This is a genomic window from Plantibacter sp. CFBP 8804 (assembly GCF_014841225.1).
GTDB lineage: Bacteria > Actinomycetota > Actinomycetes > Actinomycetales > Microbacteriaceae > Plantibacter > Plantibacter auratus.
In genome coordinates, this window is record NZ_JACYTU010000001.1 from 315,086 (window position 1) to 330,779 (window position 15,694).

General features: G+C 68.6%; 12 protein-coding genes and 1 pseudogene. 4 read left to right on the forward strand and 9 right to left on the reverse strand.

What is annotated here, in order from left to right; translation table 11 throughout:
- Positions 1-79: 79 nt before the first annotated feature.
- The 4 genes from IFU11_RS01495 to dut all read right to left on the reverse strand — a co-directional run bounded on the left by IFU11_RS01495 (position 80) and on the right by dut (position 5,067).
- Positions 80-2,899 carry an aconitate hydratase gene (locus IFU11_RS01495; protein WP_192017973.1) on the reverse strand — a complete coding sequence of 940 codons (2,820 nt, stop codon included), beginning with the start codon at positions 2,897-2,899 and terminating at the stop codon, positions 80-82.
- Between the two features lie 246 nt (positions 2,900-3,145).
- Positions 3,146-3,859, reverse strand: a complete 714-nt coding sequence (locus tag IFU11_RS01500) for a DUF3159 domain-containing protein (RefSeq protein ID WP_192017974.1) — start codon at positions 3,857-3,859, stop codon at positions 3,146-3,148.
- A gap of 81 nt (positions 3,860-3,940) precedes the next feature.
- The gene (locus tag IFU11_RS01505) at positions 3,941-4,561 is read right to left on the reverse strand and encodes a DUF3710 domain-containing protein (protein ID WP_086473327.1); all 621 of its coding nucleotides are present in this window, start codon (positions 4,559-4,561) and stop codon (positions 3,941-3,943) included.
- On the reverse strand, positions 4,558-5,067 hold the full coding sequence (dut, locus tag IFU11_RS01510) for a dUTP diphosphatase (RefSeq protein ID WP_192017975.1): 510 nt from the start codon (positions 5,065-5,067) through the stop codon (positions 4,558-4,560). The genes IFU11_RS01505 and dut overlap by 4 nt, the downstream gene beginning before the upstream one ends.
- Before the next feature lie 38 nt (positions 5,068-5,105).
- On the opposite strand from dut, the gene IFU11_RS01515 reads away from it, so the two are divergent.
- Positions 5,106-5,552, forward strand: coding sequence for a DUF3093 domain-containing protein (locus IFU11_RS01515; RefSeq protein WP_079705884.1), 447 nt, complete (start codon positions 5,106-5,108; stop codon positions 5,550-5,552).
- A gap of 87 nt (positions 5,553-5,639) precedes the next feature.
- On the opposite strand, the gene IFU11_RS01520 is transcribed toward IFU11_RS01515, so the two are convergent.
- Positions 5,640-5,933 (reverse strand): DUF4193 domain-containing protein, encoded by a 294-nt coding sequence (locus tag IFU11_RS01520; protein WP_056005937.1) that lies wholly within the window; start codon positions 5,931-5,933, stop codon positions 5,640-5,642.
- 199 nt (positions 5,934-6,132) lie between these two features.
- On the opposite strand from IFU11_RS01520, the gene sepH reads away from it, so the two are divergent.
- On the forward strand, positions 6,133-7,248 hold the full coding sequence (gene sepH, locus IFU11_RS01525) for a septation protein SepH (protein ID WP_137241711.1): 1,116 nt from the start codon (positions 6,133-6,135) through the stop codon (positions 7,246-7,248).
- Positions 7,249-7,268: 20 nt separating this feature from the next.
- Here sepH and IFU11_RS01530 read toward each other — a convergent pair whose 3' ends face one another.
- Positions 7,269-8,411 carry an alkaline phosphatase family protein gene (locus IFU11_RS01530; RefSeq protein WP_244631615.1) on the reverse strand — a complete coding sequence of 381 codons (1,143 nt, stop codon included), beginning with the start codon at positions 8,409-8,411 and terminating at the stop codon, positions 7,269-7,271.
- An 87-nt stretch (positions 8,412-8,498) separates the two neighbouring features.
- Here IFU11_RS01530 and IFU11_RS01535 point away from each other — a divergent pair, with 87 nt between their 5' ends.
- Positions 8,499-11,006: a DNA gyrase/topoisomerase IV subunit A gene (locus IFU11_RS01535; RefSeq protein ID WP_137241712.1), complete on the forward strand. Its 2,508-nt coding sequence runs from the start codon at positions 8,499-8,501 to the stop codon at positions 11,004-11,006.
- A gap of 53 nt (positions 11,007-11,059) precedes the next feature.
- Here IFU11_RS01535 and IFU11_RS01540 read toward each other — a convergent pair.
- Positions 11,060-13,117 (reverse strand): annotated as a pseudogene (locus IFU11_RS01540) (DNA gyrase/topoisomerase IV subunit B); the annotation flags it as partial.
- A gap of 231 nt (positions 13,118-13,348) precedes the next feature.
- Between IFU11_RS01540 and IFU11_RS01545 the strand changes: the two are divergent.
- Positions 13,349-13,579: a DUF7455 domain-containing protein gene (locus tag IFU11_RS01545; protein WP_079705880.1), complete on the forward strand. Its 231-nt coding sequence runs from the start codon at positions 13,349-13,351 to the stop codon at positions 13,577-13,579.
- Positions 13,580-13,685: 106 nt separating this feature from the next.
- On the opposite strand, the gene IFU11_RS01550 is transcribed toward IFU11_RS01545, so the two are convergent.
- Positions 13,686-14,435, reverse strand: a complete 750-nt coding sequence (locus IFU11_RS01550) for a hypothetical protein (RefSeq protein WP_192017976.1) — start codon at positions 14,433-14,435, stop codon at positions 13,686-13,688.
- Positions 14,432-15,694: a MurT ligase domain-containing protein gene (locus IFU11_RS01555; RefSeq protein WP_192017977.1), complete on the reverse strand. Its 1,263-nt coding sequence runs from the start codon at positions 15,692-15,694 to the stop codon at positions 14,432-14,434. Before IFU11_RS01555 ends, IFU11_RS01550 begins: the two co-directional genes overlap by 4 nt.

Genomic DNA, 15,694 nt, shown 5'->3' on the forward strand with positions numbered 1-15,694 from the left:
TGGGCGGGGTGGGCGGCGAACGCCGCAGGCCGGCCCCGACGGTTGCTGTCGGGACCGGCCTCGTGGTAGAACCTCGTCGTCAGACGAGGCTGCGGAGCACGTACTGCAGGATGCCGCCGTTGCGGTAGTAGTCGGCTTCACCGGGCGTGTCGATGCGGACGACCGCGTCGAACTCGACCGGCTCCTTGCCGGGAGCCGAGTGCTCGCTCGGGACGGCGCTCACGCGGACCGTCTTCGGCGTGGTGCCGCTGTTGAGCTCCTCGAGACCGGCGATCGACACGACCTCCGTGCCGTCGAGTCCGAGCGAGGCCCAGCTCTCGCCTTCCGGGAACTGCAGCGGGACGACGCCCATGCCGATGAGGTTCGAGCGGTGGATGCGCTCGAAGCTCTCGGTGATGACCGCCTTGACACCGAGGAGGCTCGTGCCCTTGGCCGCCCAGTCGCGGGAGGAACCGGAGCCGTACTCCTTGCCACCGAAGATGACGAGGGGCGTGCCCTCGGCCTGGTAGTTCTGCGACGCGTCGTAGATGAAGGACTGCGGTGCGTCGGCCTGCGTGAAGTCGCGGGTGTAGCCGCCCTCCACGCCGTCGAGCAGCTGGTTCTTCAGGCGGATGTTCGCGAACGTGCCGCGGATCATGACCTCGTGGTTACCGCGACGCGAGCCGTAGGAGTTGTAGTCCTTCCGACCGACGCCATGCTCGTCGAGGTACCGGCCTGCGGGCGAGTCGGCCTTGATGTTGCCGGCCGGGCTGATGTGGTCGGTCGTGACCGAGTCGCCGAGCTTCGCGAGGACGCGGGCTCCGACGATGTCGGAGACGGGGGTCGTCTCCATGGTCATGCCGTCGAAGTACGGGGGCTTCCGCACGTACGTCGACTCCTCGTCCCACTCGAAGGTCGAGCCCTCGGGGGTCTGGAGCGAACGCCAGCGCTCATCCCCGTCGAAGACGCCGCTGTACTCGTGGTCGAACATCTCCTTGTTGATGGAGGTGTCGATCGTGTGCTGGACCTCTGCCGCGTCGGGCCAGATGTCCTTCAGGAAGATGTCGTTGCCGTCCGCGTCGACACCGAGGGCGTCGACCTCGAAGTCGAAGTTCATCGACCCCGCGAGGGCGTAGGCGATGACCAGCGGCGGGCTCGCCAGGTAGTTCATCTTGACGTCCGGGTTGATCCGGCCCTCGAAGTTGCGGTTGCCCGAGAGGACGGCGGTGACGGCGAGGTCGTTGTCCTGGACGGCGGTCGAGATCTCGTCGAGCAGCGGACCGGAGTTGCCGATGCAGGTCGTGCAGCCGTAACCGACCGTGTAGAAGCCGAGGTCCTCGAGGTACTCGGTGAGACCGGCTTTCGCGTAGTAGTCGGTGACGACCTTGGAACCCGGAGCGAGCGTGGTCTTGACCCACGGCTTCGCCTTCAGGCCCTTCTTGCTGGCGTTCCGGGCCAGGAGGCCTGCGGCCAGCATGACCGACGGGTTCGAGGTGTTCGTGCACGAGGTGATCGCGGCGATCGCGACGGCACCGTGGTCGAGGGTGAAGTCGACCCCGTTCTCCTCGAGGGTGACCTGGGTCGGCTTCGAGAGGGACGCCGGAGCGTGGCTCCGGTGCGTGTGGTGGTGGTGGTTGTTCTCGTCCTCGTCCTGCGGCGTGGTACCGGCCGGGTCGGAGGCGGGGAAGGAACCGGCGCCGACGAGGTCGACGATGTCGTGCTCGACCGTGGCGTAGTCGACGAGGTCGCGCTCGAACTGAGCCTTCGCGTCCGTCAGCTCGATGCGGTCCTGGGGACGCTTCGGGCCGGCGATCGACGGGACGACGGTGGCGAGGTCGAGCTCGAGGTACTCGCTGAAGACCGGCTCCTGGTCGGCGTCGTGCCACAGCTTCTGGGTCTTGGCGTAAGCCTCGACCAGTGCGATCTGCTCGTCGCTGCGACCGGTGAGGCGCAGGTAGTCGAGCGTGACGTCGTCGATCGGGAACATGGCGGCCGTCGAGCCGAACTCGGGGCTCATGTTGCCGATGGTGGCGCGGTTCGCGAGCGGCACCTCGGCGACGCCTGCTCCGTAGAACTCGACGAACTTGCCGACGACGCCGTGCTTGCGGAGCATCTGGGTGATGGTGAGGACGACGTCCGTCGCGGTGACGCCCGTCGGGATGGAGCCGTTCAGCTTGAAGCCGACGACCTTCGGGATGAGCATCGACACGGGCTGGCCGAGCATGGCGGCCTCAGCTTCGATACCGCCGACGCCCCAGCCGAGCACGCCCAGGCCGTTGACCATGGTCGTGTGCGAGTCGGTGCCGACACAGGTGTCGGGGTAGGCGCGCAGAACGCCGCCGACCTCGCGCGTCATGGTGACGCGGGCGAGGTACTCGATGTTGACCTGGTGCACGATGCCGGTTCCCGGCGGGACGACCTTGAAGTCGTCGAACGCCGTCTGGCCCCAGCGGAGGAACTGGTACCGCTCGCCGTTCCGCTCGTACTCGAGCTCGACGTTGCGCTCGAGCGCGTTCTCGCTGCCGAAGAGGTCGGCGATGACCGAGTGGTCGATGACCATCTCGGCCGGGGCGAGCGGGTTGATCTTGTCGGCGGAGCCGCCGAGTGCCTCGACCGCTTCGCGCATGGTGGCGAGGTCGACGATGCACGGCACGCCGGTGAAGTCCTGCATGACGACGCGAGCCGGGGTGAACTGGATCTCGGTGTCGGGGTCCGCGGTCGGAACCCAGTCGCCGATCGCGCGGATGTGCGCCTCGGTTATGTTGGCACCGTCCTCGGTGCGCAGCAGGTTCTCGAGGAGCACCTTGAGGCTGAACGGCAGCTTCTCGTGACCCTCCACCGTGTCGATGCGATAGATCTCGTAGTCGGTCGTCCCGACAGTCAGGGTGTCTTTCGCCCCGAAGCTGTTCACGGTGGACATATCGTCTTCTCCTTCGTTGGCGGCGGCGAGTGCTCACTCACGTGCGTTCCGACCAATCTTGCTGCTGGCGGGTGCTCCGCGGCTAGCAAGGCTTGCCTAACTACAGGCTGGGGCGCGTCGTGTCATCTCGGCATCGCTCATCTATCTTGATGTCGAGACAATTCTAGCATCGAGGATCGGGTCCTCCCGACATGACGAGAGACCGGCCCGAGACACGCTGACGCGTCGGGCCGGGCTCTCGGCGGATCACTCGGTGGATGCCTGCGGCGCCTTCGGGAACACGGCGCGGACGACGAGCCAGCTGAGGACGAGCAGTGGCGCGTAGAGCGGGAGGCCCATGAGGAGCCGGAGTGTGCCGAGGAGTTCGACGTTCCCACTGAAGTAGAGGGGCAGCTGCACGAGGAGTCGTGCGGCGAACATGGCAACCCACACCAGCGTCAGCCACCGCATGGCGCGTCGTTGTCCGGGGTGGGAGCGCCAGCTCGTGCCGCTGCCCATGAGGTAGCCGGCCACGAGTCCGACGACGGGCCATCCGACGAGCACCGAGACGAGGAGGGCCACGGCATAGGCGCCGTTGGTCCAGAACCCGACGACGTAGAAGTCCTCAGCGCGCCCGGACAGCAGAGCCAGAGCCGCTGAGAGTGCGATGCCGAGGAGGCCGCCGACGGCCTGCGTGACCGGCTGCCGTTGCACGAGGCGTGCCACGGAGAAGAGGACCCCGAGGGCGACCGGAGCGATGATCGACGGGAGCAGGTCGAGGGTCAGCGTGTAGACGACGAGGAACAGGAGTCCGGGCAGGATCGCCTCGCCGATGCCGCGCACGCCACCCATGGCGAGCAGCAGTGCCTTGCCGGTGGGGGCGTCGCCCTCGGCCATCGCGCCCAGACCGGACTTGCGTGCGGCGGCACCGAACGCCGCGGACATCGATTCACCGAGCCGCTGTCGATCCGCATCACCCATGGCATCAGGGGAACCCGACGCGTCACGGTGCTCGACCGGGTCGACTCCGCGGGGCTCCGGTTCTCGTGCGTCCGTCATCGACTACGCGCTCGTGGCCGTCGGCATGCGCAGCGGGATGAGGTCGCGCGGCGGCATGGGCGAGTTGCCCCGGACGACGACGAGGCTGCGGAAGAGGTCGTCAACGAGTGCGGCGGCGTCCGGCTTCGAGGCGCCCTCCCCCGCGACGACGCCGCGGAGGAACCAGCGCGGTCCGTCGACGCCGATGAAGCGTGCCAGGTGGGTCGCGTCGGTGCCTGCTGCACCACCGGTCGGCACCTCGGCGACGAGCTCAGGACCGAACTCGCCCTCGCGCTCGGTCACGGTGCCGCCCTGCTGGGCGATCTGCTCGGCGATCTGCGAGCGGGTCTCGTTCCACAGACCGGTCGACCGCGGGGCGGCGAACGGCTGGACCTGCAGGGTGGAACCGGCGTAGTCGAGGCCGACCGCGACGACGCGCTTCGTCGCCTCCTCCACCTCGAGGCGGAGGTTCAGTCCTTCCCGAGGCAGCACCTTGACGCCACCGAGGTCGATGTAGGGGCGGACGGGGTTCGCCTCGCTCTCGTCGAACGGGCCGGCTGTCTCGCGGTCCTCGGGTGCGGACTTCGCGTCGTCGGGCAGCTCCGCGTCGAGGTCGAGGTCTGGGAGGTCTTCGAGTTCGCTCATGCGAGGGTTCCTGTCTGCGCGGCACCGTCGGTGCTGATGGTTGGGTCGGTGGCGGCCGGTGTCGTGGCGAGCGAGCCGACGCCGGTCGAACCGAAGCCTCCGGCTCCTCGTGCACTGCCTGGCAATCGCTCCACCGGGATGAAGTTGGCGCGGGACACCGGCATCACGATGAGCTGGGCGATGCGGTCGCCCGGCTCGACGGTGAAGGAGGCGTGACGGTCGGTGTTGAGGAGCGTGACCTTGATCTCGCCGCGATACCCGGCGTCGACCGTACCCGGCGAGTTGACGACGGTGATGCCGTGTTTCGCTGCGAGACCGCTTCGTGGGACGACGAACGCGGCATGGCCGTCGGGCAGGGCGATCGAGACGCCGGTGCCGACGAGGGCGCGCTCACCCGGTTCGAGCACGACGTGCTCGGCGGACACGAGATCCGCACCCGCATCGCCGGGGTGTGCATAGCCGGGCAGATCCGGCGCGATAATGAGTACGTCAACGCTTTCGGTCACGAATCGAGGGTAGTGCAGTTCTCTGAGACAAGGCAGACATGCAGCCGTACCGTGAAACCCTCTGGCCCAGCCCCTGGGTCATCATCGCCCTCGCCCTCGTGGTGCCGGCGACCATGCTCGTCCTCGCGCCCGTTTCGCTCGCGGCGGGGATCGTCGGGGCGGTGGTGCTGTACGGCGGGTGCCTTGCGCTGGCGTTCGGGACGGCGCCGAGGATCCAGGTCTCCGAGTCGAGCCTGTCGGTCGGGAAGGCGTCGATCCCGCTCGGGTTCATCGGTGAGGTCGTGGTGTACACCGGGACCGACGCGACCGCTCAGCTCCGCACCAAGCTCGATGCACGCGCCTGGCTCATGATCCGCGGGTGGGTGCACAGCCTCGTGAAGGTGGAGATCGTCGACCCCGCCGACCCGACGCCGTACTGGCTGCTGTCGTCCCGTCGGCCGCAGGCCCTGGCGGATGCGATCGCCGCGGCACGCACGCACGCCTGAGGCGGCCACCGCTCGAAGCCACAATGACAGAACCCCTCCGGATCGTGATCCGGAGGGGTTCTGTGTGCCGCTCGCGCGGCGGTGCTGTCAGGCTGCGCACTCCGCGCAGATCGGGCCGAACTTGCCCTCGTGGTCGAGCTGCGAGCGGTGCTTCACGAGGAAGCACTCCATGCAGGTGAACTCGTCCGCCTGGGGCGGGAGCACGACGACGTCGAGGTCGAGGTCGGAGAGGTCGGATCCACCCAGGTTGTAGTCACCCGGGTTGTCAGCGTCTTCGGAGTCGACGACTCCGGACAGCTTGTCTGGAACGCGCTCCTTCAGGGCCTCGATCGACTCGGAATCGTCGTCGGTCTTGCGGGGAGCGTCGTAATCAGTTGCCATGCCTATCCACTTCTCGATGCCGTCGGAACAAAATCGGCGGGCACAGTTTGCATCAGTTCCGCATGAATTGCAAACCGTGTTCGGGAGGGTGTGCGGAACCTTCCCGTGCAACTGACGGCACGCCCGGCGTATTCCCCGAATACGCCCGTGATCCGTGAGAACGTGGGTCAATCACGTGGCACGCTGAGAGGCATTCATCATGCAGGAATTGAAGGTAGTCGGAGCGGAGCTCGGCGCTCTGATCGTTGCAGATCGGAACGAGGAGGAATACCGCCTCATCGTCGACGATTCGTTCCACGTCCACCTGCGGCGGGCGAAGCCGGCCGGTGCGCCGATCGGTGGGAACACCAAGATCTCTCCGAGGGAAGTGCAGGCGCACATCCGCAGCGGGCTTTCCGCCGAGGACGTCGCAGCGGTCACCGGTGCCTCACTGGAGTACGTGCAGCGGTTCGAGGGTCCGGTGATGGCGGAGCGCGAGCACATCGTCGGCACCGCCCTCGGCGTCGCCGTCCTGCCGACGACCGACACGTCGGCCGACGACATCGAGGCCACCTTCGGGAACGTCATCCGGGCTCGACTCGAGAAGCTCGGCGCGACCGACGAACGGTGGACGAGCTGGAAGGAACCCGAGGGCGGCTGGATCGTCAAGCTGTCCTTCACGGCCGACCAGGTCGACCACGACGCCCGCTGGGCGTTCGAGCCGAAGAAGCTCGCCCTCACGCCCATCGGCAGTGAAGCCACGACCCTCTCGCGTCAGGGCGACCTGCCGGCCGCGCTGATCCCCCGCTTGCGTGCGGTCGACACCGACGACTCCCCCGACACCTCACGCTTCGACAGCGGCGCGTTCTCCCTGGACCGCGTGTCGACGCCGCAGACCGAGACCGACCGTCCCGCCGAGACGCGTCCGATCGAGCCGTTGCCGTTCGCGGCCGACACGGGCTTCGGCCGTGCACCGTCCTCGAAGGCTGCGACGCAGGCCGCGATCAACCGTGAGGCGTCGAGCCCCGAGCAGCACAACCAGACCGCGGACCTGTTGGAGGCGCTCCGCAAGCGCCGTGGCGAGCGGGAGGCCGCTCCCAGCGAACCCGAACCTGCCGAGCGCCCCAGTGCGCCGCACGCCGTCCCGGATCAGCAGACGCCGCTGGCGGTGTTCGACACCGGTGAGTTCGAGGCGGCGCAGCAACGACGCGCGGGCGATTCCGAGTCCTCCGATGGCGGCACGCCGTCCGGGGCCAAGGCGCGCCGCGGCCGGGCGTCGATGCCGTCCTGGGACGAGATCGTGTTCGGTGCGAAGTCCGACGACGACCCGGTCTGATCGGTCAGGGCTTCAGGGCTTCAGGGCTCGTAACGACCGAGGCCGAGGAGCGGTATCCGGCGTTCGTCGTCGGTGAGCGATCCGTGCTGTCCGATCATGCCCCTCGCGCTCTGATCGGCGGGACGTGAATCGTAGTACGCGATGCGCTTCCGGGCTGCGACGATGACGTCGCCGATCCGTGGCAGCACCTCAGGGTCGACCTCGCCGTACCAGCCGTGGTCGATCGCCTGCTCGCGTGTCGCGATCCAGGCGCGGCCGCCCTCCTCGGCTCGCCAGGCTTCAGCCAGGCGCTCCCGATCCACTGGGCCCGCGTCGGCGTCCAGATAGAGGTGGAGGCATCGCGGCTCCCCGCCGATGTGGCGGACGCCGGCCACGAGCTCGGGGACCTGGTCGAAGAGCACGTGCTGGTGGGGTGCGACGTCGATCACCCCGTGGTCGGCGGTGACGAGCACGCCGGTCGACGCGGGCAGGCGGGACGACCACCGCTTGAGATCGCCGTCGAGCTCCTCGAGGAGCGCCGTCCAGCGGCCCGACTCCCACCCGTACTCGTGCGCCGCCTGATCGAGCTCGGGGACGTACACGTAGCTGAGTGTGGGGCCGGCGGTCGTGGACACGATCTCTCGGGCCGCGTCGAGGCGGTCCGCCATCGAGCGTCCGGCCCGGTACTCCGCCCCTCGGAGCACGGCTCGGGTGAAGCCCGAATTGCGGTATCGCTCCTGACCGATCACCGTCGTGGTGACGCCCTCGGCTCTCGCTCGCTCGAACACGGTCGGGAGGCGCTGCCAGGTCTCGGGCACCATGCCGGCGTCCCAGCCGCTGAGTTGATTTACGACCCGGTCCCCCGACACGTCCCGTGCTCGGTAGCTGACGAGGCCGTGCCGGCCCGGCAACGAGCCGGTGGTCAGCGTCGCGATCCCGGCCGCGGTCGTCGACGGGAACGCCGACGTCGTGGTGGAGCGCGGGCCGAGCCGCGGCGCGAGGAACCGAGCGTGGGCGGCCGCCCCGCGGAGGTTCGCGGCGCCGAGGCCGTCGACGAGGACGACGACGGCATGGTCGGCCCGGGGCAGCGATCCACCGCCCACCGTCAGGGATGCGAGGCAATCCGGGAGGACACCGGCAAGGCTGCGTGACTCCGGATCGACCGTCGGTAGCATGGTGGTCATCGGGCTCAGTCTCGCACACCGCGCTGACGACCACGCCCCGCCATCCTCGCCGAGCACCGGCTCGACTCCCCTCAGCAGAGACACGGAATGACCCGCCAACAGCAGACCCCGCCGACGGAGACCAGTGGCGAGCGCATCGAGGACATCGATGTCTCGTCGGAGATGCAGACCTCCTTCCTGGAGTACGCCTATTCGGTCATCTACGCCCGTGCCCTCCCCGACGCGCGCGACGGCCTGAAGCCGGTGCAGCGCCGCATCCTCTACCAGATGACCGAGATGGGCCTGCGCCCGGATCGTGGCCACGTGAAGTCGGCCCGCGTCGTCGGCGAAGTGATGGGGAAGCTGCACCCGCACGGCGACACGGCGATCTACGACGCACTCGTCCGCCTCGCACAGCCCTTCACGCTCCGCGTCCCGCTCATCGACGGGCATGGGAACTTCGGCTCGCTCGACGACGGACCCGCCGCGCCGCGGTACACGGAGGCCCGGCTCGACGCCGCCGCACTCGCCCTGACGGCCGACCTCGACGAGGACGTCGTCGACTTCGTCCCGAACTACGACAACCAGTTCATGCAGCCCGAGGTCCTCCCGGCCGCGTTCCCGAACCTCCTCGTGAACGGCGCCAGCGGCATCGCGGTCGGTATGGCCACCAACATGGCGCCGCACAACCTCGTCGAGGTGATCGGTGCGGCACGGCACCTCATCGCGCACCCCCAGGCCACCCTCGAGGACCTGATGGAGTTCGTGCCGGGTCCCGACCTCCCCTCGGGCGGCACGATCGTCGGTCTGGACGGCATCAAGGACGCCTACGCCACCGGGCGCGGCTCATTCAAGACCCGCGCGAAGGTCTCCGTCGAGCCGGTCACCGCGCGGAAGACCGGTCTGGTCATCACGGAACTGCCCTACCTGGTGGGTCCGGAGAAGATCATCGAGAAGATCAAGGACGGTGTCAGCTCCAAGAAGCTCAACGGCATCTCCGACGTCACCGACCTGACGGACCGCATCCACGGACTCCGCCTCGTGATCGGGATCAAGACCGGCTTCTCCCCCGAGGCCGTCCTGGAGCAGCTCTACCGCTACACGCCCCTCGAGGACTCCTTCAGCATCAACAACGTCGCGCTCGTCGACGGCGGCCCGCAGACGCTCGGCCTCCGGGAACTGCTGCAGGTGTACGTCGACCACCGCATCAGCGTGGTCACCCGCCGGAGCCGGTTCCGGTTGGCGAGACGCAAGGAACGCCTCCACCTCGTGGAGGGGCTCCTCATCGCCATCCTCGACATCGACGAGGTCATCCAGGTCATCCGCGCGAGCGACGACTCCGAACAGGCCCGCGCGAGGCTCATCGAGGTCTTCGACCTCTCGCAGCTGCAGGCCGAGTACATCCTCGAGCTCCGTCTTCGACGACTCACCAAGTTCTCGCGGATCGAGCTCGAGGCCGAGCGCGACAAGCTGCTGGCCGAGATCGCCGAACTCGAGCGGTTGCTCGGGAGCCAACGACTCATCCGCGCCGCGGTCTCCGCTGAGCTCGCCGCTGCGGCCGAGCAGTTCGGCACACCGCGCCGGACCATGCTGACGAACGCGAAGCCGAGCGTCGCGACGACCGGCCGAGGGAAGAGCGCCCCGGTGCTCGAGCTCGCCGACACCCCGTGCCGCGTCTACCTCAGCGCGACCGGACGGGCGCTCCGCGTCGACCTCGAGCAGGACGCGCCCGCCCCACGACCCGGTCGGCGGAGCAAGCACGATGCGATCCTGAGTGTCGTCGAGACCACGAGCCGCACCGAACTCGGTGCGGTCACGAGCCTCGGTCGCGTCATCCGGTTCACCCCGCTCGACCTCCCCGCGGTGCCGGCGGCCTCCATCCAGCTCGCGGCCGGGGTCCGGATGGGCGAGTACCTGTCGCTCCCGAACCGCGATGAGCGCGTGCTGGCGATCGTCTCGCTGACCTCGGAGCAACCGATCGTGCTGGGAACCGAGACCGGCGTGGTCAAGCGGGTCATCCCCGGCGACCTGCCGAACAAGCCGGACTTCGAGGTCATCACGCTCAAGCCACGCGACCACGTCGTCGGGGCCACCCAGGTCGGCGACGACGCGGAACTCGTCTTCGTCGCCTCCGATGCCCAACTGCTCCGGTTCGCCGCGACGTCCGTCCGTCCGCAGGGGCGGGCCGCGGGTGGCATGGCCGGCATCAACCTGGCGGCCGGTGCGAAGGTCATCTCGTTCACTGCTGTCCTGCCCACCGACGACGTCGTCGTCGTGACCGTCGCGACCAATTCGCTGACGCTCGCCGGAACGGACACCGGGAGCGCGAAGGTCTCGGAGTTCTCCGAGTTCCCCGCCAAGGGTCGTGCGACCGGCGGTGTCCGGTCGCAGCGCTTCCTGAAGGGCGAGGACCAGCTGGCCGTCGCGTGGGTCGGCGCCGCTCCGGCGCACGCCGTCGGGACGGACGGGACACCGCGGACGCTCCCGGAGGTCGGCGCGAAGCGGGATGCCTCAGGGGTGCCGCTCGACGCCCCCGTCGGGTTCATCGGCGGCGCGATCACCGCACCGGCAGCACCGGTGACGGACGAGGCGGCAGCGAGCGACGAATCGTCCTGATCGGAGCTGGACACTGACGAAGGCCCGGATCGAGCGCACTGCTCGATCCGGGNTGACAGCCGGTCGGAGCTGTCGACGATGAACTCCTTGCGGGGGGCGACGTCGTTGCCCATGAGGAGTTCGAAGATCCGTCCGGCCGACTCCGCATCCTCCACTCGGACACGGCGCAGCGTCCGGTGACGGCGGTCCATGGTGGTCGTGGCCAGCTGGTCGGCGTCCATCTCCCCCAGGCCCTTGTAGCGCTGGATCGGTTCCTGGTGCTTCTTGCCGGTGCGCTTGAGGTCGCTGAGCACCGCGTGCAGTTCGGCTTCGGAGTAGGTGTAGATCGTCTCGTTCGGCTTGGAGCCGGGGTTGATGACGATGACGCGGTGGAGCGGCGGTACCGCGGCGAACACGCGACCCGCTTCGATCAGCGGCCGCATGTACCGGAAGAAGAGCGTGAGCAGGAGCGTCCGGATGTGGGCGCCGTCGACGTCGGCGTCGCTCATGAGGATGATCTTGCCGTAGCGGGCGGCGTCGAGATCGAACGATCGTCCGGAGCCCGCGCCGATGACCTGGATGATGGACGCGCACTCCGCGTTCGACAGCATGTCGGAGACGGAGGCCTTCTGCACGTTGAGGATCTTGCCTCGGATCGGGAGCAGCGCCTGGTAGGAGCTGTCTCGGGCGAGCTTCGCCGTGCCCAGTGCCGAGTCGCCCTCGACGATGAAGAGTTCGCTGGACTCGAGGTTGCCCGAGCGGCAGTCGACCAGCTTGGCCGGGAGCGACGAGTTCTCGAGCGCGTTCTTGCGGCGTTGCGTCTCCTTGTGGGTCCGCGCGGAGATCCGGGACTTCATCTCCGACACGATCTTCTCGAGCACGAGCGCGGTCTGCGCCTTGTCGTCGCGCTTGGTCGAGGCGAACCGCTCCTTGAGCTCCTTCGTGACGACGTTGGCGACGATGGCGCGGACGGCCGGCGTGCCGAGGATCTCCTTCGTCTGGCCCTCGAACTGCGGCTCCGCGAGGCGCACCGTCAGCACCGCTGTGAGGCCGGCGAGGACGTCGTCCTTCTCGAGCTTGTCCGTGCCGACCTTGAGTCGACGGGCGTTCTGCTCGACCTGGGCGCGGAGGAACTTCAGGAGGCCCTGATCGAATCCGAGTTGGTGCGTGCCGCCCTTCGGCGTGGCGATGATGTTGACGAAGCTGCGCATGACCGTCTCGTACCCGGTACCCCACCGCAGCGCGATGTCGACCTCTGCCTCGCGCTCCACCTCGGTGGCGACCATGGTGCCCGACGGCGACAGCACCGGGACGGTCTCGGTGAACGTGCCGCTGCCGGTGAGGCGCCAGGTGTCGGTGAGTGCGGTGTCGCCCGCGAGATAGTCGACGAACTCGGAGATGCCGCCCTCGTAGCGGAACATCGCCTCGGTCGGCTCCTCGACGGTCTCGTCGCGGATGTGGATGCCGAGCCCCTTGATGAGGAAAGCGGTCTGGCGCGCGCGGCCGAGGAGCTCCTCGGCCTGGAACTGGGCGCCCTTCGTGAAGATCTGGCGGTCGGCCCAGTAGCGGATTCGGGTGCCGGTCACGCCGCGCTTCGTCTTGCCGATGACGCGGAGCTCGCTCTGCTTCTCGAACGGCGTGAAGGGTGCGTCCGGGGTCGGCTCCCCCGTGTCGGCGAAGATCCCCGGCTCACCGCGGTGGAAGGACATGGCGTAGGTCTTGCCGCCGCGATCGACCTCGACGTCGAGTCGCTCGGACAGGGCGTTGACGACGGATGCGCCGACGCCGTGCAGCCCGCCGGACGCGGCGTACGAGCCGCCGCCGAACTTCCCGCCGGCGTGGAGCTTGGTGAAGACGACCTCGACACCGGAGAGGCCGGTCTTCGGCTCGATGTCCACCGGGATGCCACGCGCGTGGTCGCGCACCTCGACGCTCTGATCGGCGTGGAGGACGATCTCGATCTGATCGCCGTACCCGCCGAGAGCCTCGTCGACGGAGTTGTCGATGATCTCCCAGAGGCAGTGCATGAGGCCACGCGAGTCGGTGGAACCGATGTACATGCCCGGTCGCTTGCGCACCGCCTCGAGGCCTTCGAGGACGGAGAGATGCCTTGCGGAGTAGTCGCTGCTCACGCTTCCCAGCGTAGTCGTCGGCGCCGACACGCCGAGGGAGACACTCGGCGCGCGATCGTCCGGAGCCGCGCGACGGCGCGTTGTCTCGGCTCGTCGACCCATCCGGCTGCAGGGTTGATCCGAATCATCTACGCGCACAGCGAAAAGAACACGGAATGGGACCCCGTTGTGACAATCGCGTGCTTTCATGAGTACTACGAGTTTCGTAGCCGCCCGAGTCAGGAGGAGCACATGTCACAGACTGCTACCGAGAGCACGCCGAGTGACCTCGACGCCCAGCAACTGACTGCCGCCGATCGTTGCGATCTGTGCGGAGCACAGGCCTACATCCGCGTGCAGATGAACAGCGGTGAGCTGCTGTTCTGCGCGCACCACGGCAAGAAGTACCAGGAGAAGCTGACGCAGGTCGCAACCGACTGGCACGACGAGTCCGCGCGACTCTTCAACGAGCAGCGCGCCTAGTCCACCGGCATCACGATGAAGGGCCCCGGATCCGAGATCCGGGGCCCTTCGTCATGTCCTCGAGCAAGCGCGTCTCAGACCAGCGCGGGCTCGATCGCGCGCGGACTCAGGCGAGCGCCGAGACGATCTGCGCTCTGGCGTTGGCGGCGATCTCGTCGAGGGCGTGGAGTTCCGGTGATTCGTCGAGCATCGAGGTGCCCCCGGCGACCGTGATCGCCAGACGGAGCAGCCGATCGGCCAGTTCCGGGTTCTTGGCGAGGACGGGACCGTGCAGGTGGGTTCCGACGAAGGGTCCGACCAGCGCACCCTCCGTGCCGTCGCCGTTGCCTCGTCCGTGCTGCACGGTGCCGATCGACTCGACGCCCGTCCCGGCTCGGAAGTCCCGCCCGTGGTTCTCGTACCCGACGAGTACCGGGGCGTCGAGCTCGAGGCCGCCGCTCGGCACGACGACGAGGTCGTCACTCGCCCGCGTGCGCCGCAACGGTGCGTCGCCCTCGATGATGGCGAGGCCCTCGACCCAGCTCCCCGGTACCAGCTCGAGCCGGCGAGTGAGGAGCTTCCATCCGTTGGCGACCGCGAGGACGGGCACGCCGGCCTCCACCCAGGCGATGAACGCGTCGCGGAACGGCCGGAGCGTCTCGAGCACCTGTGGCACCGACGGGTCGTCGCACGACCCGAGGACGACCGCGCGGACCGTGCTCGGGAGCTCGGCGACCGACTCGACCGGGACGAGCTCGACGGCGAGGCCACGCGCGCGGGCCCGGCGAGCGAGGACCGCGCCGTTCTCGGCGTCGCCGTTCACATTGCAGCTCGAGGGCAGGAGGACGGCGATGGTGATCGTCGGCTCGGTCGTCATGCGTCGTCCTGATCGTTCGAAGCGAGGCCGAGGTGCGCGCGGGTACGACGCATCGAGTCGGCGGTGAAGATCACGGTCTTCCGACCGTGCGAGGGCGCAGGGAGGGCGAGGAACGCGTCCAACGCCGTGCCGAGGTCCGGTTCGATCCGGTCGATCTCGACGCCGTCGTAGCCCAGCTGCAGCGCGGCCTCCCAGGCCTTGGACCCAGACACGAGCGCCACACGACCGAGCCTGGACGTGTCGACCGGCCAGAGGTACGAGGGATCGCGGACGTCGCTCCCGACGGCAACCAGGATCTGCTCTGTGTCGGCCGCCAGGCTGTCGACGTTGAGCTGGAAGCTCGCGGGGTTCTGGACGAGGACGAACTCGACCTCGACACCGCGGACGGTCGTCACCTCACCGCGGCCGAACACCGGCGTGAGCGCACGGAACGACTCCGACGCGATGGTGAGCTGGAACTCGGGGCCGAGGATCGCGGCGGCGCCGGAGAGGGCTGCAGCGGCATCCACGGCGTAGTGCACGCCGCGAGCCGGCAGACGGAACCGGACGGTCTCGCCGCGGTGGGTGATGGACACCAGGTCGCCGTCGAGGGCTTCGACGACGGTTCCGGAACCGGGGTCGACCCGATCGGACGAGGTCGTGCTGTACCCGAGGCCGCGTGCGCTGGCGCCGAGCACCGCCGTCGAGACGCCGTACCGCCATCGCGTCGCGTCGCTGCCTGGCGCGACGGCGTCGATGAGCGCGTCATCGCCGTTCAAGACAAGCGACGTGCTGGATCGGGCAGCGATCGCGTCGAGCATGCGCGCCACCATGGCAGCGTCGTGGAAGCGGTCGATCTGGTCGACGGACACGTTCGTCAGGATGACGTGGGCGGGCGCGAGTCGCGGCGCGATGAGCGCGCCGTGTCCTTCGTCCATCTCGAGCACCCCGAGCTCGGCGTCGATCCGGCCACGGAGGTCGGCTCGTTCGAGGAGAGCCGAGGTGAGGCCCTGGGAGATGTTCGCCGTGGACGGGTTCGTGAAGACCGACACACCGTGGGCACGCAGGATGCCGACGAGCATCTTGGTCGTCGTCGACTTCCCGCTCGAGCCGCTCACGATCACGAGACCACGCGGGAAGGCGTTCAACGTGTCGGGGAGGAACCCGGGCGCGATGCGGTTGACCACGAGGCCGGGAACGGCCGATCCCCCGCCCGGCTTGCGCAGCCTGGCGAGGAATCGGACGGTACGACCGGCGAGGATGGCCGGGGCGTAGCGCAT

Bases quoted from the DNA above. Each gene is read 5' to 3' on its own strand.
- IFU11_RS01495 (WP_192017973.1), bottom strand. From the start codon at position 2,899: ATGTCCACCGTGAACAGCTTCGGGGCGAAAGACACCCTGACTGTCGGG.
- IFU11_RS01500 (WP_192017974.1), bottom strand. From the start codon at position 3,859: ATGGGTGATGCGGATCGACAGCGGCTCGGTGAATCGATGTCCGCGGCG.
- IFU11_RS01505 (WP_086473327.1), bottom strand. From the start codon at position 4,561: ATGAGCGAACTCGAAGACCTCCCAGACCTCGACCTCGACGCGGAGCTG.
- IFU11_RS01515 (WP_079705884.1), top strand. From the start codon at position 5,106: ATGCAGCCGTACCGTGAAACCCTCTGGCCCAGCCCCTGGGTCATCATC.
- IFU11_RS01520 (WP_056005937.1), bottom strand. From the start codon at position 5,933: ATGGCAACTGATTACGACGCTCCCCGCAAGACCGACGACGATTCCGAG.
- sepH (WP_137241711.1), top strand. From the start codon at position 6,133: ATGCAGGAATTGAAGGTAGTCGGAGCGGAGCTCGGCGCTCTGATCGTT.
- IFU11_RS01530 (WP_244631615.1), bottom strand. From the start codon at position 8,411: ATGACCACCATGCTACCGACGGTCGATCCGGAGTCACGCAGCCTTGCC.
- IFU11_RS01535 (WP_137241712.1), top strand. From the start codon at position 8,499: ATGACCCGCCAACAGCAGACCCCGCCGACGGAGACCAGTGGCGAGCGC.
- IFU11_RS01545 (WP_079705880.1), top strand. From the start codon at position 13,349: ATGTCACAGACTGCTACCGAGAGCACGCCGAGTGACCTCGACGCCCAG.
- IFU11_RS01550 (WP_192017976.1), bottom strand. From the start codon at position 14,435: ATGACGACCGAGCCGACGATCACCATCGCCGTCCTCCTGCCCTCGAGC.
- IFU11_RS01555 (WP_192017977.1), bottom strand. From the start codon at position 15,694: ATGCGCTACGCCCCGGCCATCCTCGCCGGTCGTACCGTCCGATTCCTC.